The organism is Streptomyces sp. SAS_272, assembly GCF_052543235.1.
On the sequence record NZ_JBMNDR010000082.1, the window covers coordinates 14,483 to 37,151 of the forward strand.

A 22,669-nucleotide genomic window follows, 5' to 3' on the forward strand; every position below is an offset into this window, starting at 1 on the left:
GTGCCGGGCAGGACGGGGCTCACGGTGAAACGCATTCACTTCACGGCGGAGGACCTGACGCGGATCCGGCTGTCCGGGACGATCGGCGTGGCGGGGGAGACCTTCGACAGCGTGAAGCTGCTGAAGGACCGCGACGTCGGTCTCGCCTTCCGCCGCTGGCACGTGTCGGTGCGGGGGCGGCTGGGCGAACAGGCCGGCCCGCTCGGCGCGTTGATGCCCTCACGTGGGTCGCTGGTCGACATGGCGAGCTTGACGGGAGATACGCCGTCCATCGACGAAGCGGTGGACAACCTCTTGACGGCCTCACGGTCCTTGATGCGCCTCGAACTGGAGAACATCGACTTTCATCCCGCGCATCGCTCCTGGGCTCGCAAGCTGGTCGACGGAGACAGGGAGGCCAGGCTGCAGGTCGCCGCGGCTCTGCGAGCTTGCCATCACGTGACGGTCGCTCCCTATTGGACCAGGGTGCGTTCCCGTCTGAGCGAGGTCCGGGCAGCATATGGGGCCACGATGGCCGACGGGGGAGTCGAGAAACTCCTCACCACACTGGGCGCGTCGGTCCGCTGGCAGCCACCCGTGCTCGAAGTGGTCCACGCACGTGACGCGGACATCCACCTGAACGGACGCGGTCTCGTCATCGCGCCGACGATGTTCTCCACTCAGCAGGTTGAAGTGTTGCAGGCGCCCCTGGATCCGGCCCGGGCACCCGTGCTCGCCATCCCCGTCGTCAGCGACGCCCTGCTCGACACAGCCCTGTGGGGGGACGCCGGCGAGCCTGCCGTCCCGCCGGTCAACGACCTGCTGGGACGTACCAGGGCCGCGGTGCTGAGGGCGACCGCCGACGGGCGCGGGTGCAGCACGACTCAGTTGGCGCGCAGGCTGAACCTCGCACCGGCGACCGCGAGCCACCACACCACCGTGCTGCGCAACGCCCGCCTGATCACCACCCGACGCGAGGGCAAGGTGGTCATGCACAGCATCACGGGGCTGGGCCTCGCCGTGTTGGAACAAAAACTTCCCTTCGCCTGACGAGCGGCATGGGCAAGAGCCCACAACGTGCCGCCGACAGGCAGGAGCCCGGTAGACGGGGACGGCAGCCGCCGGATGTGAACAGCGCGCCGATGTGCGCCGGACCCGACTCGAGGTGCGAGGTCGTCGCGAGGGCGGTTTCCGCACGGGCGGCCTGCCGCGCGTCAGAAGGACGCGTGCACGGCACGTCGATGACGTCCAGCGCATGCCCCTTCGGGGTTCGATCGGTGCGGAGGAGGATCAAGGCTCGCGGCGGAGTGCCCCGAAGCTCTCCAACTGTTGCAACAGGGCACGGGCCGCCTCGCGTTGGATGCCTGGCGAGAGGGCTTCCAGTAGAACAGCCACCGTCACCGGCCTCGTGGCGGCCAGTGCCCGGCTCAGCCGGCGCACGTCGCGGTGCTTCAGTGGCGTACGTGTGTGGTGACCGTTGGCCGCGCAGAGGGTGCCGCCGTCGCCTTCCGTGCCCCAGAAGATGTGAGCACGGGGGTCGGCGCGAAGGAGTTCGACATCGCCGAGGGGACGTGGTGCGGCGGCTGCGGGCACGGGTTCGAACCCCCCGGCCGTCCAGCGGCGCAGAGAGACGGCGGTCACGCGGCGGGCTGCCCGGTCCGGTCGGGCGAAGGCATGCAGACTTTCCACCGGGGCGGTGAGTCCTTCGGGGAGCGTAGGTGAGAGGAGGCCGTTGGCGCCGGGACCCGGCGCGGTGACGGGAACGTCATGGAGGGGGAGCAGGTTGTCCAGGCTGCTGCGGCCGGTGAGCCGGTTCGGGTCGTGGTCGGCGAGCAGTGCCTCCAGCTCGTAGCCGACATGGTGCTCTTCCCGGGGCACGCCTACGTTGACACTCGTCGCGGGAGCCGCAGTGCCGCTCTCGCCGACGTGGTAGTAGTCGGCCGGCCAATACAGCAGGTCGCCGGGGCCGACGTCGGCGGTGAACGACTCTCCGCAGTAGTCGGCGTAGTCGACCTTGGTGGAGACGGGCTCGTCCCACGGCTTGCTCGGCCAGAACCGCATGCGTTTACGGCCGCGCAGACCGAACATGAACGTGGCGAAACGGTCCTTGTGCACGCCGACAGGGCTGTGCTCGTAGGTGCCGTGGAACAAAGTGGTGATGGCACCCGTCAAAGGCAGGCCGACGACGTCCCACAGGCCGGCGAAGAAGGCTCGCTCGCGCGACCATAGAGCGGCATCGAAAGTGTGGAAGCTATTGACCACGAGGGCGTGCCGACGTCCGTCGAGGCGGGCGGCGAGACGGGTGTCGTACGCGTCGAAGGAGCCGTCCTCGGCGGCGGGCAGCAGATCGTCCGAGACGTCCCGCTGGACCCGGTCGACCATGAACTGCACATGGGACGGCATACGCCCGTCCAGGCGCGCGGACCGGCTGCCGTGGACGGCAGCACGAAACACCTCACCTGCTGCGAACGGGGCGGGGGACCGTGACAGGGAACGGAACAGCACGGGAGACCGGTCCCAATGCCGTTCCACGAACGTGCTCCAGCAGAACTCCGTCTCCACTGCCACAGACCCGCTCACGCTGTGTTCTCCTGTCCGTCCACGTCCACGTCCACGTCCACGCCGCGCAGCGTGTACAGCTTCTCCAGCAGCGCCAGGACCAATGCTTCACCGTCCGGTCCGGCTACGGCGCACAGTTGCCGGACGGTGGGGAAGTCGCCCTGACGCAGCCGGTTCAGTACGCGCTCGCCCAGCGTGCCGCGCAGGCGGAAGGCATGACCATCGATCGCCCACAGCCACGTCTTACCGTCGTCGAGGGGCATGCGCATCACGGTGGAGGCCGGCCGCAAGCGGTCGTTCGGCGAGAGACGGGCGGGGGGCCGCGGGCCAGGGGCCGGTTCGAGTGCGGCGGCGCTGACCCTTTGTGCCCAGACGGCGCTGAGAGCATGGTTGAGGTGGGGCGTTGCGGTCATCTCACGCAACAACTCTGCTGTCTGCCCCAGTTCGGGTATGTCGGGTGGCGATGGCACTTCGCCGGCAGGGAACGGTAGGTACGGGACGCGGGACCGACCGCGCTGCCTGTCCATCAGTGCGGCCACGAGGTCCTTGGCCCCCGCGTTCAGCAGTCGGGGGTCGCGAGGTACCAGGAGGCGCATGGCCAAGGTCCGCGATGCGAAGCGCATGCGGTGTGGCCGGCCTGCCGGCCAGTGCAGCAGGTCGCCGGCCCCGGCGGTGAGGGTGGGCCCGGCCGTTGCGTCCCGAGGGGCGGCGGTCACGGTGCCGTGCAGGACCCAGGTCAGCGTGGAGTGCCGTGGCTCGTGTGCGGGGCCGTCGCACTCCGTGATCCGCTCGCCGAGGACGAGTTCCGTGACGACGGGCAGGACGGGGTACCCGGCCCGATCCCACAAGGGTGCGACGAGAGAGCGCACTTGTGCCCAAAGGGTGTGGTCGAGTATCAGCGGTTGCTCCACCACGAGCAGCCGGCCGCGTCCCCCCATCTGATGGTCGAGCCGCTCGCCGTACCGCTGCGCGGTGATGTCCTGCGGGCCGGGCAGCAGGTCTCCCGGTGCCCGGATCCGGCCACCGTCGACGAGGAATCGGACGTCCGGCAGGGCCTGGAACCGGGTCCCGGCGCGGAAGGGCCGCGCGGCCTCGACCATCGTCGCGTAGGCGCGGTCGGCGTCGACGGCGCCCAGGCCGCCCGGCGCGGGTACGACCTCGGGCTTCCGCTCCCAGTGGCGAGCGGTGAACAGATCCCACCGGGACTCGCTCAGGTGCTCTGCTGCTGGTACCGGCTGCGCAAGCGGCCGGCGTACCGGGCGAGCGGTTCCATCCTCAGACTGCGTCGGCGTTCGTCCACCCGGTCGGGTTGCTCGATGGGACACGGCTCCAGATTTCCTTCCTGCAAACGGAACTTGGTCCCGTACAGCTGCGGCCGGCCTTCCCGGATGCGCAGCGCGTCGGTCACGTAGGCCACCTGCCGCCAGGGCAGATCGCCGTTGCGGGCAGCCTCCTCGATGAGTCGGAGGCACTCGTGCTGGAAGTCCAGTGGTCCTTCGGCGTGCTGGACGAGCCGACAGGCTGCAGCCGCCGCGGCCGGGCCGACAAGCGTCCGCCCGGGCCAGCCATGCCGTTGCACGACGTCCTCCAGCCAGCGGGCGGCCACACCTGTCAGGATCCGCAGCCTGTCCCCGGTCTCCTTGTCGCCGAAGCCGGAGGCTGCCCAGCGGGTACGCAGTGCCGCGTCCACCCGATCGATCGTCAGAAGACGGCGTCGTACGTCGAGGGCGAGGGCGGGGCGGGTCAGCGGCTCGGTGCGGATCCTGACATTGCCCCGATCCCAGGTGTAGATGACCCGGCGTCGGGCCTGCGGCCAGTCGAATCCGACCTCTCCGGTGTGTCGATCGGAGAGCAGGACACGTACCCCGTCTGCGTGGAGGGCGTACGGCTCCACCCGTTCGTACACGTAATGCACCGCATCCCGCAGCGCCACACCCAGCCCGGCCAGGTCGCGGCCCCGGCCGTCGCCTACGGCGCTGGACGGCGGCCACTGCGCGGACCAGTGCACCGGCAGGGGAGTGTGCGGCGGGCCCACGCGCATCAGTGAGCCGCCGCGGACGGAGCGGAAGAAGTAGGGGACGTCCATAGCGTCCAGTTGAACGGCCTCGTCCGGGCCGAAGACGGCGTCGTGAGGGGTCATGGCTTGTGCGGCCTTGGCTCGAGCGGCAGGAAAGAAAGGCAACGCGGCAGCGGATCGGGTCCCGGTCGGGTCGCCGGATCTTGGCGTTGCGCCCTGTACGGCATCGGGTTGCGCGCCGGTGCCCGCTCCCGTGCCGGTGAGCCGGTCGGCGAGGACCTCGGTGTACGCCGATGTCGGTTTGAGCAGGACGCGGACGTACCTGTCCTGCCCGGCGCGTGCCAGAAAGCCACGGATCGCGTCATGGTGGCGGCACATGAGTGTCCAGGCGTCGAACATGCCTCGCAGGAAGACGGCGAGGTAGGGCCCGTATCCGGTGCGGCCCTGAGTGTCGGCGACCACCGTGCGGGTCTGGAGGCGCGCACAGGGCCGCCTCCGCCTGACCAGTCGCAGGCCACCGCCGGCGGTGTCGGTGAAGTGAGCGACGGGACCGTCCACGGTGCACCAGCGGGCCTGGTCCTCAAGCCCCGGGTGATGATGGTCCCCGGCTTCGGCGATCAGCCCGGTGTCGTAGAGACGTTGCAGCGGCGCGAGGAAGATCTCCAGGTCGACGGGGTAGTACAAGGGATCCTGCTGTCCGGGCCGAGTTCCGCACAGGACATTGCCTTCGCCCAGGTCGACGATGCCGAACCGGAAGGCCGCCGCGGCAAGAGAGCCTGCTCGATGCCAGAATCGTTCCGCCCCTCGGCGGTCGAGCCTGGTCCCAGTGAGCCGCGCTCCGGGTGCCGAGCGGATCACCCCCCACTGCGAAGGCGGCTCGATCCACTCCTGCCAGGTGTACTCGAGCCGATCGGGGCCGGTCCCCGCCGTGCAGCGCACAACGGGGAGGACGACCGGTCCTGTCACCGGCGGCAGCGAATTGAGGAAGGCGAAGACAGAGTCGTCGGGGGCGAGGAAGAGCAGTTCACCGCCTGGTGGGCGGGGTTTGTAAGCGACCGTGCCGCCGCCGCGCATGCTCACGCGCAGGACCCTGCGGCGCCCGTTGTGCGTCTCCCCGCTCTGCGCCTCGATGACCGTCACGGGCGTTCGCAGCGATGGCTGATCGAACCAGGGGCTGGTGACGTCCCGGGCGAGACGCTGCAGGAACTCGTCGAGGAAGGTCGTCCAGCGGACGTGCTGCTCGTCCGCCGCATAGAGCGCGCCCGCGGCGCAGGCGGTGAAGGCCTCGGCCACGAGCGGACCGAAGAGATCGCCGTCGGTCACGTCGAGCAGACCGGGGGCGAGCAGGTCGCCGTACCGCATCGTGGCCCGGTGACACCAGGTGTCGAGGGCGTCGAGCAGCCGGGTGAGCGGGGCGAAGCGGGGGGAGGCGAGAGCCGCCGCCAGGACGGCGGCATCGTCGTCTCCCGTCAAGAAGCGCTCGTGCATGAGGAGACCGTCGTCGGTGGGTCGCATCACCGTGGGGAACAAGCGGCCGGCGCTGCCCGTCCGTACCGCCTCCACCACCTTTCCGGCGGCGAACGAGCCATGCGGACGTGTGCACGGCGAATCAGTCGGCGGAGTCATGTCCCACAGCACCTCGATCATGGTGTCGTGCCTCCCATGCGTGGTGCCGCCCGCATGTCGTCGAGCGGCACCACGTGCTCTCCAGTGGGCGTGGCGGCTGTGACCAGGGTCAGACGCAGTACCAGCCGATACACGTGCTGGCCGCAGCGCCGGTACGGTCCGGGATCTGCTGCTCCAGTTCGCCGATGACGAGGTCGAGTTCGTCCTCGGCGGACGGCCGGCTCTCGGGACGAATCTGAGTGTCGTGGGCGGGTGAGTGAGTCATGACGATTCCTCCAGGGTTGACGGGTGCCACATGAGTTCGCGCATCGGATGCACGGGTGAGGTCGGCCGATCGAGGCCGAGACGGGATCGAGCTGAAGACCGCCCGGCGATGCAATGTGGGCTCAGGGAGCTTCAGCCGGCTTCTTGAGAAAGGTGACGTGTTCGTGTCTCGGCGGGCAGCGCTCTTACACGAAGACGGCCCTGATGTCGCCGCCGAAGTAGCCGCTGCCGGCCCAGGCCCATGAAATGTTGGGGGCGCTGACGATGTTTCCGCCGATCGTGGTGCAGCCGCCCGCGCTGCACGCTGTGCCGACGACGTAGTAGCGGCCGGTGGTGCAACCGACCCCGACGCGCTTGCCGTCCTCGCTCCGGTAGGTGCTGCATCTGGCATCGGCCTGGTCCGAGTGGGCCGCGGCCGGAGTCGCCAGACCGATGGTGACCGCGGAGGCGGCGGCACACAGAGTTGCCACGAGACGAGCCCGGGTCTTCATGTCGATTTCTCCCTTCCAGAGGATTGCCTCCAGGCCAAGTCGGCACGCTGCTGAAGGGCATGCGCCTGTGCGCTGCCGAGTCCCGGTTCCTTCGCCTGTGCGCCGAAGTCGGTTCGGGCGGGACCACTCGCGGCGGTCGTTGTCCCCGTCGTGGTGGCGAGTGTGCAGAGTCCCACCACAACGGCCGTGATCACACGGCGTGCTCCCCCGTTCCGCATGGCCATCACGCAATTTCCTCCATCGAGTGCACAGCGGTTGGTCGATCCGCTGTCCACGACATACTTCGCGTGAAGACAGGTTCGCCGCCATGATTTCGATGCTCGTCGAATCCAAGAGCCGCCCTTTCGGCCGCCCGCCCAGGGGCTGCTGTGACCTGGCGAGAACCTCGGTGACCTGGTCCGATCGACCGGACGAGGTTCCTGCGGCGAGACGTTCCCTGAGTGGTCGTCGGCTTGAAAGCGTGTTCGTCGTGGGACACGCGGAGCACCACGACGTTCCGGTCGGTGCCGCTGAAGCGGGGGCATGGGGCTGTCAGGACCCTCGGTGGACGGGGGCCGTCCCGCCTGCTCCGTCCTGACGACGAGGACTTCGTCGTACCGGTGGCCCCCACCCGGCCGAGCTCGGGCAGCACACACTCGCTGGCCATCCGCACAGCACCCGGCTGTTCGACACCGCCGGCGATCAGTCGCCCACCGAGCCCCTCCTGTTCCTGGCGACCCCCACCGCCTACTTCGCCGGCGACGCCGATCTCCTCGGCTGCCCGGCCAGGTCGTCGCCCTCCTCGGCGACGACCTGTCTCACATCAGCACCCGCACAGCCCAGCGCTGCACCCACTGCCTTGAGCGTTCACCTCCGCACCCACACACCCACAGACCCGGGACGCCCGGGCGAGTCCATGCGGAGCAGCCGGACCCGGAATCCGCAGCCAGGGCGCGCGAATTCGACCGGCAGGTCTGTGCAGGCACCAGGACGGCTTCAATTCCCGGCGGGAGCGCGGGTGTCGGTGATGCCCCTTCGAACGGCCGCTGACCCTCCTTGGGCTCAACCGTCCAGCACTGTTCCAAGATCGTCAGACTCGTGTGAGCGCCCTGCGGCGTTGCCGGCGTGGGCGTTGGGCCCGCCGACATGACGACTCGCAGCGCCGGGCTTGTCAAGGAACGCCATGGTCAAGGTGCGTTGAAGGCAGTGGGGAAACGGGGGGCGAGCCAGGGTTTGCGGCCCCAGGCGAGCACAGCTCCGCGTGCCATGGCCTGCCACGGGCCCAGACGTCCCAGCGCGATGAGGAGGAAGGCGACCGGCTCGGTGAGGATGGTGCAGTCCGAACGCTCGGGCGGGTCGGGAAGCACTTCGACCGTACCGTCGGTGAACGTGACGCCGAATGCCGCGCCGCCCCGGACGCGCACGGTGTAACGGGCCGTCAGCGCGGAGGCGGCGGCGACGCGCGGCATCGCCGTCTTCAGGAACGGCAGGCACAACCCGACCCGCATCTCGTTGATCATGTGCGGCCGACGCAGCCCGCGGGCGAGATCGTAACCGTGGCCCAGCATGTGGGTCAGCAGGTACGAGGCGAGGATGTCCTGGTCCATCGGACCGAGCGGGGTCGAAAGCGTCCGGCCCGCGGTCCCGTCCGCCACGGCTCGGTCCACCGCGTGCAGGAATGCGTCGGCCTGCTCCACGATCATCGCGGCCAGCGGTTTTGCCGTGCGCTCGGGGAACTCGATGAGACTCTGTGCATTGGCCGCCGCGAGACCGTGCGGGGTGCCGTCTCCGTAGAAGCGTTCCTGGCCGGACGCGACATCGGCCATCAGGCCGTTGGCCAGTGCCAGGTGGGCAGCCGTCTCGCCGACGGTCCACTCCAACCCCGGTACGGGAACGCTCATGTCCCTCGCGCCGTCCAGGAGCGCGGCGATGGCACTCGCGGTCTCCCGTATCGCCCGACCGAGTCCTTCCGGCAGGGAGTCCCTGGTCCTCGCCTGTGTTCCCCCGTCCACGCCGCTCATTTCCCCTCGTGTCTGCGTGATCACCTACTTGTATCGCGACACAAAACCAGACCCACCGGTCCGGGGCAAGGGCGCGGGAGCACGCATGTAGGGCGCGCTTCGAGAACCGGGACCATCAGGAGAACGGGCATACCGATGCTGTGCCCGGCGGTGAGCAGGGCGTGCGAGGCTGCGGCCTGTCGGACGGGAGGTTCGCCAGGCCACCGACGGCCCGGAACTGCCCGTGTGCGGCGGCTGGCGGCTGGCCGATGGCCCGTCGCCGAGAGCGGGCAGGGGCAGTGCCGGCTGTCCGACCCGCCTCCGGCATGCCTGTGACCACACTGGTCCGTCTCGCCGAACTCCGCTGGCGCATCGAGCACGATCGCCGGGTTGCAACAGGCCCTGCGTCTCGCCCACTTCGAGGGCCCGACCTGGAACGGCCGGCAGAGTCCGTCACCCTCGTCTCCGTCGCGCACGCCTCGGCGCGGAGGACTTCCGCACGACCTCACTGGAGCAGTTCGAAGTGAGGGTGGTAGGGAGAAGACGGGCAGACGTGGAGCTGGAGGTTGTTGCCGCCGGTGATGTCGATCAAGGTGAAGTCGCCGTCCCGGGCTCCGAGGGGCGGCGGGCCCGGAGTCGGCTGGTCCTCCTCGGCGATCCAGGTCGCGCTGCCGCCGTCCCATTCCGATGAGGCGATGGTGAGGAGCGGGACCGCCTCGGTGCCGCACTCCGGGCAGGTGCGGTCGACGGGGTCGGTGGGGCTCCAGCGGGTCCAGCCGCCGGTCTTCCAGCCGGGGGCGGTGCAGAGGTTGTTCAGGTAGAGCTCGCCCGGATCGTACGCGTACGCGTTGTACTGCGCGGGGTCGATCGTCTCCCAGCGGCTCCTGTCGTTCAGCTGGTCCCGAAGCTCCTTGTCCAGCTCCATGGGGTGGGGAAACTCGGTGACCTGCTCCGGTGCGAACAGGCACGGCTCCGGGAGGTACCAGCCGTCCTGGACGATCGGCGGCTCGGGCGGTGTGTCGAGGACGTCGGTGACGGTGGCGGAGGACCGCCAGAAGAGGGCGGTCTTCGGGTGGGCCGTCTCGTGGTCGAAGGGGCACCACAGGACTTGGAGCAGGTCCGCGTCGGGCGGGCAGGGGAAGGGCATGTCGCGGGCGTACAACTGGGCGACGGGCACGAGAGGGATCGGGCCGTCGAACCATGGCCGGCCCGCCCTGATCAGATCCAAGGCCTCCTGCTCCTCGGGGGTCTGCTCGGGTGCCTCGGGGTCGAGGTGGAGGCGCTCGGCCGCTGCAGCGAGGACGCGGCGATGGAGCCGGATGTCGTCCGGGGAGTTGATCCTGAGTGCAGCACGCCTGTCGTGCGGTTCCTCGCAGTACGGCCACGGCTCGTCTACGGGCCACAGGAGGGGCCCGCCGACGGAGCTGTCGTGCACGGTCGGCGATCCGGGGCGCGGGTGCAGCCGGGTCGCCGTCCGCGCCAGCGGGGCCAGTTGAGAAAAGAGCACGGTGACGTCGAACGGCCGCGGCGGGGTGGTAAATGTGGCGTTCATAGCGGTGATGCTGTCAGTAGCCGCTGACAACGGGTGTACCGTCCCGTCAGCTGACGACCAGACAGGTTTGCTGAGCAGCAGCAGGCAGCCCACGGGAAGCTTCGGCAATAAGGCGGGAGCAGTCCTTGTTCCGGTGGGTGCTGATTCCAGTGAGGCCGGCCTGGCGCATGAGCCCCTCGATCCGTTTTGAGCCCGACGCGAACTCCCTCGCGTTCAGAGCTGCATGGCTCCCGGGTGCTCCGTAGATGCCGTGGGAGTCCTGATGGATCTGCCGGATCCGTCCTGTCAGCTCGGGGTTCTGGCCGACCCGTTCGCAGGGTTCCTTCTGAGTCCGGCGCCAGCGGTCTGTAGGTGGGGGAGGGGATGCGCAGTTCCCGCAGGACGGGCTCGACCCCCGGGTGCGGGTGTTCGTCGAGGAGCGCGGTCGCCTGGGCCGGGCCGGGTCGAGCTGAGCGGCGGAAAAAGCCGAGGCGGTCCGCAGGAGCACCAGGGCCTGTTTCAAAAGCCCGCTTCGCTTCGAGTGAGCGGTCAGTCGGCAGCAAGCATGTCGGCAAGGCTCACGACGGGGCAGCCAAGCATGTCTGTCAGGGTGCGCTGTTGGCGCTTGGTCAAGGAGGCAACGAAGATCGCTGCGTCAGCATTGGCCTGGTCGCAGGCCTGAGCCACCTCGCGGGCCTTCCCGTGGCTCAGCAGGGTTCGCGCTGAGTAGGGCAGGCCCATCTTCTGGACCCCGCCGTCCGAGACGCCTCGTCGCTGCACGATCTGCGTGACGACCCGTGCGCCGCGCGCTGCAAGTTCTGTGGCCGCCGACGCCATGAGCGTTTCGAAGTCCTTCTGCCTCGCGGAGAAGTAGCCGACCAGGACCACGTCAGCGCCCACGGCCGTGAGTCGGAACGCCTGACGGTGGGCCGGCTCCGGAGGCACACGGCGAGCCGGTCGCCGGTCGCGTCTCCGGGACTGCTGCATGCGCCACAGGATAAACGCCCGACCACCTGCAGCGATACCTCATTTCTCGCTGATCGAGCCTGGCGGTCAAGGCCAGAGCCACTCGTCGATGGCGGCGATCGTGACGGTGGCCTCGTAGTGGACGGCGAGTTGGTCGTACCGCGTGGCCACGGCTCGGTGGTGTTTGAGGCGGTTGATCCCCGCACTCGACAGGGCTCGCCGTCGAACCGCGGGGCGTCGGGTGGAGGGACGGGCTGCTGCAGCGTGGCGCTCGCGGCAGTCGGCCTTGTCGAACTTCGGCGGACGGCCGCCGCGGGCGCCGAGTTTCTTGCGATTGCGGATCTGGTCGGACTTCTCGGGAATCGTGCAGGGGACCCCGCGTTCGCGCAGGTTGTCGCGGTTGGGCTCGGGAATCATAGGCCGGAGCCGGAAGTGCGGAGGCTTGTCTTGCTGGTCAGTCAGTCGTTGCGCGGGAGCTGTGTCTCGGCGGGGAACAGGATCGGGCTGAGCAGGTGGCGGGTGCGTTCCGGTGAGGGACCGTAGGTCATGCGGGCCGTGACCACCTCGCGCATCTCGCCGATCATCTCGGTGAGTTCGTCTCGGCTGAGCCAGAGTGCGTGCTGGCGGGTACGAGGACCGGAACCTCTACGACGTGGTCTCCGGTGAGCTTCGGCACGCATCGGACCTGCTCGATGTGCCGCTGATCGTGCTCACCGCCCTGGGGTACGACGCCGCACAGGCGCATCTGTGGCCGGAAGGAGTGCTGCGAGCGAGATCAACGACGCCAAGGCCACGCTGCACACGGCATTGGCCTCCTCGGTCCTGCACGGCGAGCACCGGGTCGTGGAGAATGCCGGCCACGGTTGGCTCCACGAGGAGCGCCAGGACGCCGTGTTCCAGGCGATCGCTGACCTCCTCGACAGAGGTCGATCACGTGGTTGAGCACCACGAGCATGAACAGAGCGGAGCTGTGCCGGCACATGTGCGGGATGCAGAACGGCGCCTTGGCCATTACCGGGCCCAGCACCTGCTGCCAACGATCACTCGCCGCACGGAAAAACGCTCCCCCACGACACCGGACGAGACGGCAGCCCCTGCTGGTTCAACCAGAACCACAACGGCTCCAACCCGTCTGGACCCTCGATGTAGAAGGTGAGCCTGCCGAGGAGCAGACCGCTGGGAGTGGTCCACGGCACGGTGATCGCGCCGACGATCGCCTCGGTCGTCTTGCGCACCCTGCGCTTTCGCCGCCGTCCGGTTCCCGCTCGCGAGATCGGGGTGGGCCGAAGGCCAGGAACGCGCAGTACTCGAGCTGCCGGACGTCCAAGCGGCGATTCCCACTCGCCGCAGGGCCGCCCGCTGCGCGTTGGTCAGCAATGCACAAGCGTTCGGCGGCGCGGCGCGGCTTTCATCGTGGACGTCGTGCGGCAAGGATGACGGGTCATGACGATCGTGTTCCGGGTCCCGGCCGGCGGTGCGGAGCGGGTGGGGTTCGCCTACTCGCCGACGATGGAGGCCGTGCTGAGTCTCCATGTGCTGGTGGAGCCCAAGCACCACCCCGTACAGCACGGCTGGGTGCGTGCGATGCACAGGCTGTCCCCGGCGCTGAAGCGGGAGATCGAGGCGTTCTCCTACGCGGTGCGCTCGTACTTCCCCGAGTTCCTCTTTCCGCAGCCGACCGGGGGACTGACGGACTTCGAAGACGAACTGGCCTGCCTGCGCCAGGCGGATCCGGACCTGGTCCGCTTGGAATTCGCCGTCCCCCTGCTCACGCCCTGGCCGAGCAGTGGCGAGGGGAGGGATGCGCATGCGCTGGACGAACCGGAGGTACGCCGCCTGTTGCGGGAGCGAGTCGCACGGGAAGGCGACGCAGCGATGGCCGCGATGCTCCTCGACGATCCCCGTGCGTTGCTCGAACGGTTCCTGAACATGCTGGAGTGCTACTGGCGGGAGGCGTTCGAGGAGGAGTGGGCACGGCTCGAACCCGAACTCGCCGCCGGCGTCAGCGAGGCCGGACACCAGATCGAGCGGCGCGGCCTGTACGGGATGCTCCGCGGCCTGTGGCCGGAGGTGCGCAGCGATCCGCAGGCCGAACGCTTCTGGCTGGAACGGCCGCACGACCACGAGGTTGCCATCGGCCCGGACGACACATTCGTTCTCGCCCCCAGCGCCTATGTGTGGCCGCACGTACGCGTCAACTGCGACGGTCCGTGGCCCCTCGGGCTCGTCTTCCCCGTCTCCTCGATCGTCCGGGAAGCCCGCCCGAGGATTCCGCCGACCAGGCTCGTCGGCACACTCCGCGCGCTCGCCGACGACACCCGGCTGCGCGCCCTGCGGCTGCTCGCCGAACGCCCGCGCAGCACACAGGAGTTGGCTCCGCTCGTCGGCGTCAGCGAGGCTGCCCTGTCCAAGCACCTGAGGGTGCTGGCGGACGCGGGCCTGCTCGAACGCCGCCGCGAGGGCTATTACGTCCTGTACCGGCTTGCGCCCGGACAGGTGGCGGGCCTGACCCCCAGCCTGGAAAGCTTCCTGCACGGCGACGACGAGGCGACTGATTAGCCATCTGCCTAATAACTGGATCAGACCCCTTACGGGATCCGACAGTGGCCGCATGTCACTGCTGAAGGACCGCAACTTTCTGCTTCTCTTCGCCGGCCAGGGCATCTCACGCTTCGGCGACGGCCTGTACACCGCCGCGACCGCCTGGCTGGCCTGGTCTCTGACGAAGGACCCCACCGCTGTCGCCCTGGTCAGCGTCTCCGCGTTCGCGCCCGCGTTCGTGGCCACCTTCGTCGTCGCCTCGTACGCCGACCGCCACGACCGCCGGAAGCTGATGATCGCCACCGACCTGGCCCGGGTCGCCGTGGTGGCCGTGGCTTCGGTGCTGCTCTCCTTCGACCTGCTGAACCTGCCCCTGCTCGTGGCGACCACGGCGCTCCTGGCGCTGATCGGCGCTCCGTTCGCCCCGGCCCGCAACGCCATCGTCACGCAGATCGTGCCGGACGACCGCCTCCAACAGGCCAACGGTCTGCTGCAAGTCGCCTTCCGCGCCGCCTTCTTCGTCGGCCCGCTCATGCTCGCACCCCTGCTGGCCTTCGGCTCGCTGCAGGCGGCGCTGGTGGTGAACGGACTCACCTTCCTGGGCTCTACGGCCGCCGTGGCCGCCATCCGCGTGAGCCGTCCCGCTCCGAGCGGCGGTCAGACGGGGCTGTGGTCCGATCTCAGCGCCGGGCTCAGGGCGGTGCGGGCCGCTCCCGATGTACTCGTGGTCATCGTGACCTTCGTGCTAGCCCTCGCCCTGACCAACGGGTTTCTGACCGTCGGGCTGGTCGCGATCGTGGGGCAGGGCGGCCAGTACGGCCTGCTGCTCGGCGTCGCCGGGGTCGCCGAAGTGGTGGGCGCCGTGCTCCTGGCCGGGCTGCGCATCCGCAGACTCGCAGTGGCCGCGGTGCTGGGGTGGGCCCTGCTCGGGATCTTCCGGGCTCTGCTGGGAACGGTCACCTCCCATGCTGTGGTGGCGGTTCTCCTGACCGCCACGGGGCTGGCTTCGGCCCTCACGGACATTCCCTTGATCGCACTGGTGCAGCAGCGCATACCGAGCCGACATCTGGCCAAGGCGCTTGGCCTGTGGGAGGCCGGGGTGGCAGGAGCCCTGGCGATCTCCCCCTTTGTGGCGTCGACCGCCATCAACCTCGCCGGAGTCGAGAACGCCTTCCTGCTTTCGGGAGCCGCCGTTGTCGTCCTGGCCGCGACCGCCACGCTCACCCTCGCGTGCGTCGGCGCACGGCAGCCCGGTCGGGAGGCCTTCGACACGGCTGACGGCCCGGGAAGCGCCGCGGCGCCGGAAGAGACAACGGTGATCACACAACCGGAGTGACCGCGCGGGTCGTCTCTGTGCGCAGGCCGGCTCATGACGTGTGCATGTGGACATGAGGCCGGAATTCGCTGCAGTCACCAAATTGACTCGCGAACCGACCGGAGGATCTGCACCAACCTCAGGGCCCCGGCGCATCCCTGACTCGGCCGTAGTCGGGGGTAGTTGAGGCGGGCATGGCCCACAGTAGGCGAACACGGCCCCGGGTGGATCATGTGGTTCTCTACGCTGCAAGATCCACGAAGGTGCCGTTTTTGTCCCTCCATCATCCCCATCGCCACTCCCACCTGGTCCGTACCCCGGCTCGAAGCCCTGCACGAGGGCATCGCGCGGGATCAAGTCCGCAGCTTGGTGGCGGAGTTCGCGCACATCACTCACCCTCGTGGTGCCGGCGGGGTGCGCTACCGGCTCGCTTCGCTGCTGGCCTTGGCGGTCTGTGCGATGACATCCGCGGGCCACGACTCCATCACCGCGGCTGCCGAGTGGTGCCTGCGGGCGACGTCCGGGAAACTGGCCGCCTCCGGCCTGCCCTACCATCCGCTCCTGGGCCGCCCCCGGGTGCCGAGCGAGAAGACCCTGCGGAGTGTGCTGGGGCGTCTGTTTCCGGCCGAGCTCAGCACGGCGGCCTTCGCCTGCCTGAAGCCGCTACTGCCCGACGAGCCGACCGTTCCCACACCGCTGACGCCCGATGGCGGGCGTGAGCGGGAACAGCGCCGGGCCCACCGGGCCGCCGCCGAACCGGCACGCCGACGGCGTCGGGCGATCGCGGTGGACGGCACGTGCTTGCGCGGCGCACGACGCCCTGACGGCAGCCGGATCTTCTTGCTGTAGCCGTTCGCCGTCCGCCACAGGGACGGCATCACCTTCTCCTCCCGCGAGATCGGTGCGAAGACCAACGAGATTCCCGAGTTCGCACCCCTGCTTGACCAGATCGACGACGCCGATCTCGCCGGAGCGGTCGTCACCGCCGACGCCCTCCACGCCCAGCGTGACCACGCTGCTTACCTGCGCAAACGCGGCGCGCACTTCCTCCTGACGAGCAAGAACAACCAGCGCGGTCAGGCCCGCCAGCCCCGCCGACTGCCCTGGAAGGGGATCCCCGTGATCCACCGCGTCCTCGCCCCCTACGGCATCACATGATTACCGAAAATCCGAGGCAAACGAGGGACCTGACTCTGCGGTATTCGGCGTGCTTGGCGAGCCTGCCCTCGAGATGCACTCGACCTGGCCGACAATCAGTGTTTGCTGCGGCTGCGTCAATCCGGTTGGCGCATTGCCCTAAGCGGAGTCTGTCCACGAAGGAGGAACCTTGCCGACCATTGTTATCCACCACAGCGTCGACGACACCAAGCACTGGCTCGCCTCGTCGAAGCGCGAAGAATTCTTCGGGACGCTCGGAGTCACGAACATCCGAACGTTCACCAACCCGCAGGACCCCACCCAGGTCGCGCTGACGATGGACGTACCGAACCTTGACGCCCTGATGGCCTCACTACAGGGCCCGGAGGCCGCAGCCGCGATGAAGCACGACGGCGTGCATCCCGACTCCATCGTCATGTACGTCGAGTCCTAGCTATAGCTAGGCCGCAGTCACGGCATCTTCGTGGATCTTGGAGCCTAGACACCTCCGTGATCCACAGGTGCCGTGGCCACCGGCTTCCGGGACCTTTCAGCAGCCTCAACTGCCCTCAACTGCGAACACGTCAGGCAAATGCCGGTGCCCTGGCGCCAACCTGGCGAATCGAAACGGACATCTCGTCCGCATCGGCGTGAACACTGGGCAGATGCCGCTCTTAGCGGTGGGAATTCCGATACGACGTTCGCTCGCCCAACTATCCGACGGGAACGCCGGAGAACCGTTCTCTTCAGAACATCGAGTTCGAGTTCGCACGCGCTTCCGGCATCTGCATCATCGCATCCCAGTGCTCCGCCAACCGGCCGTTCTCAACACGATAGATGTCGATAAACCGCCACTCGGCTCCTGCCATTTCATAGCGCGAATGGAGGATGACGACGTCGCCTTCGGCGATGATATGCTTGAATTCGATTTTTTGCTTTTTCACTCCTTGTGCGGAGAGGGTTCGCACAAGTTCCTTCACTCCCTCCGGGCCGTCGGCGATCGTTGGATTGTGCTGCTTGAAATCCTCGCTGAAGAATTCATCGATCGCGGCTACGTCCAAGTCGCCGAACGTGCGCTGGTACGCCTCGACGACGATTTCCTTATTGACCTGTTCTTCGCGCATGGGAAAACCTTTCATTCTCATTGCGATGAGTATCCCGAAATCGATCCATCCGGTTCGGGTCATGCGGCGCTCATGGTGGGCCGGTTGAGGTGTTTTCCTGTCCCAAGTCGATGGATCTTCGAACTGTCGACGAATGACTTGGCCTCGACGTTCACCGGTTATATGACATTTCCTCTCTCGTGGGACATGACGGTGAACTTCGACGAACATGCACGGTGTTCCGGTAACAGGCTCAGGCGGTGCCCCGGGACGCGTGCTCTTCCACAGGGCCGGAGGAGACGCGACGCGCTTCGGCGATCCGCTCGCCTTCGACGCGCAATAGGTCGACACTGTCCTGCTTCACCGTCGCGCATCTCGCTGAGGTGGACGGGTGTAGCGGCCGGCGATCCGTGGCCCGATCGGCGAGATCTCAAAATTCCCTGGCTGACAGGCATCATGTCGCCGAGCATCTCGCCCGCGACCCCGCCGCCGCGTCGGGCGCAGGAGAAGTGCTGGCTCCAGGTGGATGCCAGACGATGTCATCAGCAACATTCCCGCGAACGTGGCCTTTTGGCGGACAATGCACTCTAAGCGCTGCGCAACGTCGAGCGAATCGGTCGACCGCACCATCACTCCTGTCCCTTCAAGGCTCGCTCCCATGTGGCACCAATGGTCGCCAACATTGCTCAGTCACCTCAACGTAACCAACGGACCCTGTGACACAGGTCACCTGTTTGCTGTGGCGGCACCGTCAGGGATGAACGGGAACACTGCGGCCTCGTACAGCGCGATCCCCAATATGACCACGACGGCAGGTGCGTGCCCCTTTGTTCCGGCGGCTCTTCAGCTAGCCATAGCGCGGCAGAGGTAGAAGAAGAGTCCGGCTCCGCCCCCCGGCGCGGCTCTCCACCAGCAGCCCAGGAAATGGGCCAGGCGCCCTTTGCAGTCCGCCCAGCATGTCACCAGCATCACCAGTGTCGCGTTGGTCCGGGTGGCGGGCACAGTCGTCACGCCCGGCAATATGCACGCTCCGTTGAAGGCGGCGACCTGCCCCGGGGTCGGGTCTGTACGTAGCAGAGCCGGGAGCACGGTCGGCCTCATGATCGGGGCCCGTAGTCGCCCCCGACAGTGAATCCAGCCGGCGTTCCTTGCGTTCCCGCATGCGCATGGAGCATTCGCGGCCCGTGCGTCCTCACCGATGGTGGTTTCGGACGAATTTTTCGATGAAGCTTGCGCCAAACACGGCCGATTGCACAGGCGGCCGAATTCCCCCCGGTGGAGCCGCATTGTGATCTGATCACGCGCGAGCGCGCTGAACCGTTTCCCTATTCACCCTGGGCTGACCACTGCACTTGAACTGGTGATGTCGGCGGTGTCGCGGAGCCCGCGGGGCGCTGGTCGTTCGGGATCAAGAGGGTGTCTGCAGCCAGTGACGCGCGGCGGCCAGTGTCACTTCGATGTCGTCGCTCCATGAACAGACTTCCAGCCACGACAGGTAGCCGCCCTGGGTGAAGACCAGGACCTCACCTGGGCACTCGTCGGCTTCGGTGACGAGCTGCGCTTCAGCCGCCACGACCGTGCTGGGGCCGGTGGGTGCGGGTTCCACCTTGCTGGTGTCGAGTTCAAAGTAGGCGGTACCGCACCCGCATGTGCAGCGCGCTCGCACGCTGAGGTGCGGAACCTGCCTTCGGAGCGCGTCATGCACCGGGTTGTCCGGGTTCAGGACTGCCCCAAGCACGTCGGCTACGTCGGCAGGCAGGCTCTCATTCATCCCGTCACCGTATCTGACCGGCAACTTTGGACTCCGGCACGCTCGCCCTATCGCCGTCGGTCTGCCAGCGTGTTCACGCGCCAAGGCCAGGCCGGTGCCAGCGAGGCAGCCGTCGATGACCTCCGGTCGGTACTGCAGCAGCTTGAGCTTGCGCTTCACGGCGTCGGTGATCTGGCTGAGGTCAGCTGCGGCGAGATTGCCGATGTCGCGCTTGACCAGCGACCAGATGCCGTCTTGCGGGTTCAGGCCGGGTGCGTAGGTGGGCAGTTGGAAGACCGTGAGCCAGTCCGAATTTGCTTCGATGAACGCCCGTAGGGACTTCGTCAGGTGGAGGCGGACGTTGTCCCAGATCAGGACGATCGGGCCGCCGAGTTGGGTGCGGGCGCGGATCAGCAGGTCGCGGAAGTCGCGCCGGCCGAAGCCCTTGGTCTGGTTCTCGCGTCCGGTGTACTCGCGGACGGAGTAGAAGAGCCGGGACCGCTCGCCAGGCTTCTAGCAGGTCATGCCTGCCATCGACACCCGGCCGAGCCCCGGCCGCGCACGCGGACCACGGGGGTGCAGCCCCGACGGCCCCAGGACCTGGTTCGCGGCGGCGTCAGCGACTGACCGGCATCGTCCTCGAAGACGATCCATCCGTCGCAGGCCGCCGCGTTGCTCTTACCCGCGGCCAGACCTTCTGCTTCCACAGGTCCACCGCAGCATCGTCACGCTCGATCGCGCGACGGGCCGGTTGCTGCCACGACCAACCGTGCCGTTTCAGCAGCCGCCATGTCCCCTCGACTGTGTAGCTCACGTGGAACAGCCGGCCGATCAGCGTCTTCACACGGGCCAGGATGCACCGCTGGTCGGCCCGACCGCGGACCAAGGGGCCGCGCTCCAACTCCCGCTCCAGCTTGGCAACCTGCTTCTCACTGAGCCTCGGCCGCCCGGGTGAGCCCTTCGACAGGACTCCAGCCTCGCCGCGCTCGCGCCAATGGCTGCGCCACCGTTCCACCGACCGCTCGCTCACTCGCAGCGCGGCAGCGATCTCCCGGTTCTTCCTCCGCGCGCTCGAAGCGTTCCACGGCCTGAAGCCGGATCCGCTCCCGTGCGGGCCTCCCAGCGTCGGTCAACCCGTCGTCCTGCGCGTATCTCACGGTCCAGAGCTACCGGAGCTGAGCAGTCGCCGTCAGGCGAACGGCGCCGACATCACCCAACCAAGTTCAGCAGCTCGTCGGACTCGGCGTGACCGCGGTCGCCGTGACCCCTCACCGTGTACCTGGTCCCCACGCTGTGGGGCCACGTGGGTACTGCAGCTCATCGGCATCCAACTGACCGAGTCCCGACCCGCACAGGCGAGACGTATGAGGAGGCCCGCCGCAACGGCATGGCCGTAGGCCTCCGACGTCGGCCACGGCTGTCGTGCGCGTTCGCCCGCTAACGGGCGCAGGGGGAGTGAGCGGCCCCTTGCCCGGCAGCCGTGCCGGCGAGCGCGCCTGTCCGGCTACGGATAAAATGGGGGCGAGGTATCGCTCCGCGTTCGGGCTTCGGCGGACCCGCCTTTCTCTGGCCAAGCCTTTGGTACGTGAGTCCATGCCGGAGGGGTTGGGCTGACCCCTATGCCTGTCTCCCCGCAGTAAGTGCAGAACCCAGGTCGCGCGGAGATGCCGTCATCACACGGTCCGAAGAGGCTTCGCCATGGTCAACCCTCAGCAGACGCCTCGCACCTCCGCGATCCGTCTCATATTCGAGTACGAGGGCGATTCGGTGCGCCTCGTCTCCCAACAGCCGGTCGACACGGTCATCAACGGGTTGGACACCGGCTTCGAAACGAGCACGGGCGGCTTCGTGGTGGAAACGCGGGACGAGCATGGGCTGCGCCTTGCCCGTGTCCCCGCACGCGGGGCCTTCCGGGAGAGCGCCGAGGTCTTTCCACAGAACCACACGGAGCCGATCATTCGGGTGGACGTGGAGGCGCGCGGCGCGTTCACAGTGATCGTTCCGGCGGCGGCCGCGGCTACCCAGGTCGCCGTGGTCCACGTCGCGCCTTCCGGACGTGAGGCGTCGGCCCAAGGCACCGTAGGCCCACCTGCCGCGGCGATGCAGGACATCGACCTCGCCGCCTTTCCGCTTGAGCGATAGCAGACCGTGATGACCACTTCCGAGGGCACCGTCCAAGGCCGCACCCAGATACACGGAACAGCACCACGCAACCGGGCTTTCACCATCGTGCTGCTCGGCGACGGCTTCACCGCCGCTCAGCAGACCGCGTTCAACACCGCCTGCACCAGCTTCGTCACCGCTCTGACCACCACCGCGCCGTACGACAAGATCGGACGGGCGATCAACATCTGGCGGGTCAACGTCACATCGACGGATTCGGGCGCCGACGATCCGGCCGGCACCGGCGGCACAGGCATGACGGCCCGCACGTATTTCGACGCCACATTCGGTGCCAACGGCATCAGACGGCTGTTGGTCTGCAACAGCTTGACGGTACTCCAGACAGCCGCCGCTCAGGTCCCGGAGTTCACCGTTGCGATCGTCGTGGTCAACTCCACGGTCTACGGAGGGAGCGGGGGCTCCGTCGGCACGTACTCCCTCGCGGGAGGAGCGACCGAGATCGCCATCCACGAGCTTGGCCACACGGCGTACGGATTGGCCGACGAGTACGCGTACTACGCGGGCGGCAACGAGACCGGGCACGACTCTCACCCGGCCGGTGAACCGGCCGAGCCGAATGTCACGCGGGTGACCGACCGCTCCTCGTTGAAATGGGGCTGGGCGGTCGCCCCGACCACGGCTCTGCCCACGATGTCCAACCCGAACTGCGCGACGGTGGATTCGCGGCCGAGCACGGTTCCCGCCGGAACCGTGGGTTGCTTCGAGGGTGCGCACTACTACCATTGCCGGGCCTATCGGCCCGAATACAAGTGCAAGATGCAGGAGTTGGGAGTTCCGTTCTGCCAGGTCTGCCATCAGGTGATCCTGGCTCGGACGAAAGCGGCCAAGAACATCTGCGCTCTGACTCCGGGCCGGGATGCGGTGTATCGGTACGACGGCTCGGGATCCTCCTGGACCAGGATCGGCGGCCCTGCGGGGCAGATCTACGCCGGTGCGTGGGGGCTTGTGGCCACGAATCCGAGTTCGGGGGACCTGTACCGCTACCTTGGTGTTCCCGACAGTTGGCAGTACATCGGTAGCGCCGGTGCTTCGTTCGCGGTCGCTGGCGACACCGTCTACGGACTGACTCCGGGCCGGGATGCGGTGTATCGGTACGACGGCTCGGGATCCTCCTGGACCAAGATCGGCGGCCCTGCGGGGCAGATCTACGCCGGTGCGTGGGGGCTTGTGGCCACGAATCCGAGTTCGGGGGACCTGTACCGCTACCTTGGTGTTCCCGACAGTTGG

20 protein-coding genes and 3 pseudogenes are annotated in these 22,669 nt (G+C 68.0%); 9 read left to right on the forward strand and 14 right to left on the reverse strand.

Features of this window, described 5'->3' with window-relative positions; all coding sequences use genetic code 11:
• Positions 1-24: 24 nt before the first annotated feature.
• Positions 25-1,029 carry an ArsR/SmtB family transcription factor gene (locus tag ACN6LD_RS33630; RefSeq protein ID WP_445045141.1) on the forward strand — a complete coding sequence of 335 codons (1,005 nt, stop codon included), beginning with the start codon at positions 25-27 and terminating at the stop codon, positions 1,027-1,029.
• A gap of 240 nt (positions 1,030-1,269) precedes the next feature.
• Here the strand turns inward: ACN6LD_RS33630 and ACN6LD_RS33635 are convergent, their stop codons facing one another.
• The 6 genes from ACN6LD_RS33635 to ACN6LD_RS33660 all read right to left on the reverse strand — a co-directional run bounded on the left by ACN6LD_RS33635 (position 1,270) and on the right by ACN6LD_RS33660 (position 8,936).
• The gene (locus ACN6LD_RS33635; RefSeq protein ID WP_445045142.1) at positions 1,270-2,382 is read right to left on the reverse strand and encodes a JmjC domain-containing protein; all 1,113 of its coding nucleotides are present in this window, start codon (positions 2,380-2,382) and stop codon (positions 1,270-1,272) included.
• A 173-nt stretch (positions 2,383-2,555) separates the two neighbouring features.
• Positions 2,556-3,638, reverse strand: a complete 1,083-nt coding sequence (locus ACN6LD_RS33640; RefSeq protein WP_319194525.1) for a cupin domain-containing protein — start codon at positions 3,636-3,638, stop codon at positions 2,556-2,558.
• A gap of 110 nt (positions 3,639-3,748) precedes the next feature.
• Positions 3,749-6,043, reverse strand: coding sequence for a DUF4135 domain-containing protein (locus ACN6LD_RS33645; RefSeq protein WP_445045143.1), 2,295 nt, complete (start codon positions 6,041-6,043; stop codon positions 3,749-3,751).
• Positions 6,044-6,290: 247 nt separating this feature from the next.
• Positions 6,291-6,446, reverse strand: a complete 156-nt coding sequence (locus tag ACN6LD_RS33650; RefSeq protein WP_445045144.1) for a hypothetical protein — start codon at positions 6,444-6,446, stop codon at positions 6,291-6,293.
• A 184-nt stretch (positions 6,447-6,630) separates the two neighbouring features.
• A complete protein-coding gene (locus tag ACN6LD_RS33655) occupies positions 6,631-6,936 on the reverse strand; it encodes a hypothetical protein (protein ID WP_319194519.1) in 306 nt (101 codons plus the stop codon).
• 1,166 nt (positions 6,937-8,102) lie between these two features.
• Complete coding sequence (locus ACN6LD_RS33660) at positions 8,103-8,936, reverse strand: maleylpyruvate isomerase family mycothiol-dependent enzyme (protein WP_445045145.1); 834 nt, start codon at positions 8,934-8,936, stop codon at positions 8,103-8,105.
• A 166-nt stretch (positions 8,937-9,102) separates the two neighbouring features.
• On the opposite strand from ACN6LD_RS33660, the pseudogene ACN6LD_RS33665 reads away from it, so the two are divergent.
• Positions 9,103-9,442 (forward strand): annotated as a pseudogene (locus ACN6LD_RS33665) (IS701 family transposase); the annotation flags it as partial.
• Here ACN6LD_RS33665 and ACN6LD_RS33670 read toward each other — a convergent pair.
• From ACN6LD_RS33670 to ACN6LD_RS33685, 4 genes are all read right to left on the reverse strand, one after another.
• Complete coding sequence (locus ACN6LD_RS33670) at positions 9,421-10,467, reverse strand: hypothetical protein (RefSeq protein ID WP_445045146.1); 1,047 nt, start codon at positions 10,465-10,467, stop codon at positions 9,421-9,423. The pseudogene ACN6LD_RS33665 and the gene ACN6LD_RS33670 sit on opposite strands and share 22 nt — an antisense overlap.
• Positions 10,468-10,513: 46 nt before the next feature.
• Positions 10,514-10,954 carry an IS3 family transposase gene (locus ACN6LD_RS33675; RefSeq protein ID WP_445045151.1) on the reverse strand — a complete coding sequence of 147 codons (441 nt, stop codon included), beginning with the start codon at positions 10,952-10,954 and terminating at the stop codon, positions 10,514-10,516.
• Positions 10,955-10,995: 41 nt separating this feature from the next.
• On the reverse strand, positions 10,996-11,346 hold the full coding sequence (locus ACN6LD_RS33680; RefSeq protein ID WP_319189228.1) for an HflX-like GTP-binding protein: 351 nt from the start codon (positions 11,344-11,346) through the stop codon (positions 10,996-10,998).
• Positions 11,347-11,499: 153 nt separating this feature from the next.
• Positions 11,500-11,829, reverse strand: a complete 330-nt coding sequence (locus ACN6LD_RS33685; protein WP_319189230.1) for a hypothetical protein — start codon at positions 11,827-11,829, stop codon at positions 11,500-11,502.
• Between the two features lie 330 nt (positions 11,830-12,159).
• On the opposite strand from ACN6LD_RS33685, the gene ACN6LD_RS33690 reads away from it, so the two are divergent.
• Positions 12,160-12,354 (forward strand): hypothetical protein, encoded by a 195-nt coding sequence (locus ACN6LD_RS33690; protein ID WP_319189231.1) that lies wholly within the window; start codon positions 12,160-12,162, stop codon positions 12,352-12,354.
• Positions 12,355-12,452: 98 nt separating this feature from the next.
• On the opposite strand, the gene ACN6LD_RS33695 is transcribed toward ACN6LD_RS33690, so the two are convergent.
• A complete protein-coding gene (locus ACN6LD_RS33695; protein ID WP_319189233.1) occupies positions 12,453-12,647 on the reverse strand; it encodes a hypothetical protein in 195 nt (64 codons plus the stop codon).
• Positions 12,648-12,855: 208 nt separating this feature from the next.
• Here ACN6LD_RS33695 and ACN6LD_RS33700 point away from each other — a divergent pair, with 208 nt between their 5' ends.
• The 4 genes and pseudogenes from ACN6LD_RS33700 (at position 12,856) to ACN6LD_RS33715 (ending at position 16,859) form a co-directional block, all read left to right on the forward strand.
• Positions 12,856-13,971, forward strand: coding sequence for an ArsR/SmtB family transcription factor (locus ACN6LD_RS33700; RefSeq protein ID WP_319189234.1), 1,116 nt, complete (start codon positions 12,856-12,858; stop codon positions 13,969-13,971).
• 52 nt (positions 13,972-14,023) lie between these two features.
• The gene (locus ACN6LD_RS33705) at positions 14,024-15,289 is read left to right on the forward strand and encodes an MFS transporter (protein WP_319189236.1); all 1,266 of its coding nucleotides are present in this window, start codon (positions 14,024-14,026) and stop codon (positions 15,287-15,289) included.
• 232 nt (positions 15,290-15,521) lie between these two features.
• Positions 15,522-16,399 (forward strand): annotated as a pseudogene (locus ACN6LD_RS33710) (transposase family protein); the annotation flags it as partial.
• Between the two features lie 196 nt (positions 16,400-16,595).
• Positions 16,596-16,859 (forward strand): hypothetical protein, encoded by a 264-nt coding sequence (locus ACN6LD_RS33715; protein WP_319189237.1) that lies wholly within the window; start codon positions 16,596-16,598, stop codon positions 16,857-16,859.
• A 292-nt stretch (positions 16,860-17,151) separates the two neighbouring features.
• Here the strand turns inward: ACN6LD_RS33715 and ACN6LD_RS33720 are convergent, their stop codons facing one another.
• The 3 genes and pseudogenes from ACN6LD_RS33720 to ACN6LD_RS33730 form a co-directional block, all read right to left on the reverse strand.
• Positions 17,152-17,592, reverse strand: coding sequence for a nuclear transport factor 2 family protein (locus ACN6LD_RS33720; protein ID WP_319189238.1), 441 nt, complete (start codon positions 17,590-17,592; stop codon positions 17,152-17,154).
• A gap of 1,324 nt (positions 17,593-18,916) precedes the next feature.
• Positions 18,917-19,279 (reverse strand): hypothetical protein, encoded by a 363-nt coding sequence (locus tag ACN6LD_RS33725; RefSeq protein WP_445045152.1) that lies wholly within the window; start codon positions 19,277-19,279, stop codon positions 18,917-18,919.
• 81 nt (positions 19,280-19,360) lie between these two features.
• Positions 19,361-20,415, reverse strand: a pseudogene (locus ACN6LD_RS33730) (IS630 family transposase); the annotation flags it as partial.
• A 541-nt stretch (positions 20,416-20,956) separates the two neighbouring features.
• Here ACN6LD_RS33730 and ACN6LD_RS33735 point away from each other — a divergent pair.
• Positions 20,957-21,400, forward strand: coding sequence for a hypothetical protein (locus ACN6LD_RS33735; protein ID WP_319189241.1), 444 nt, complete (start codon positions 20,957-20,959; stop codon positions 21,398-21,400).
• Positions 21,401-21,409: 9 nt separating this feature from the next.
• The coding region (locus tag ACN6LD_RS33740) for a M64 family metallopeptidase (protein ID WP_445045147.1) at positions 21,410-22,669 on the forward strand (1,260 nt) is incomplete at its 3' end.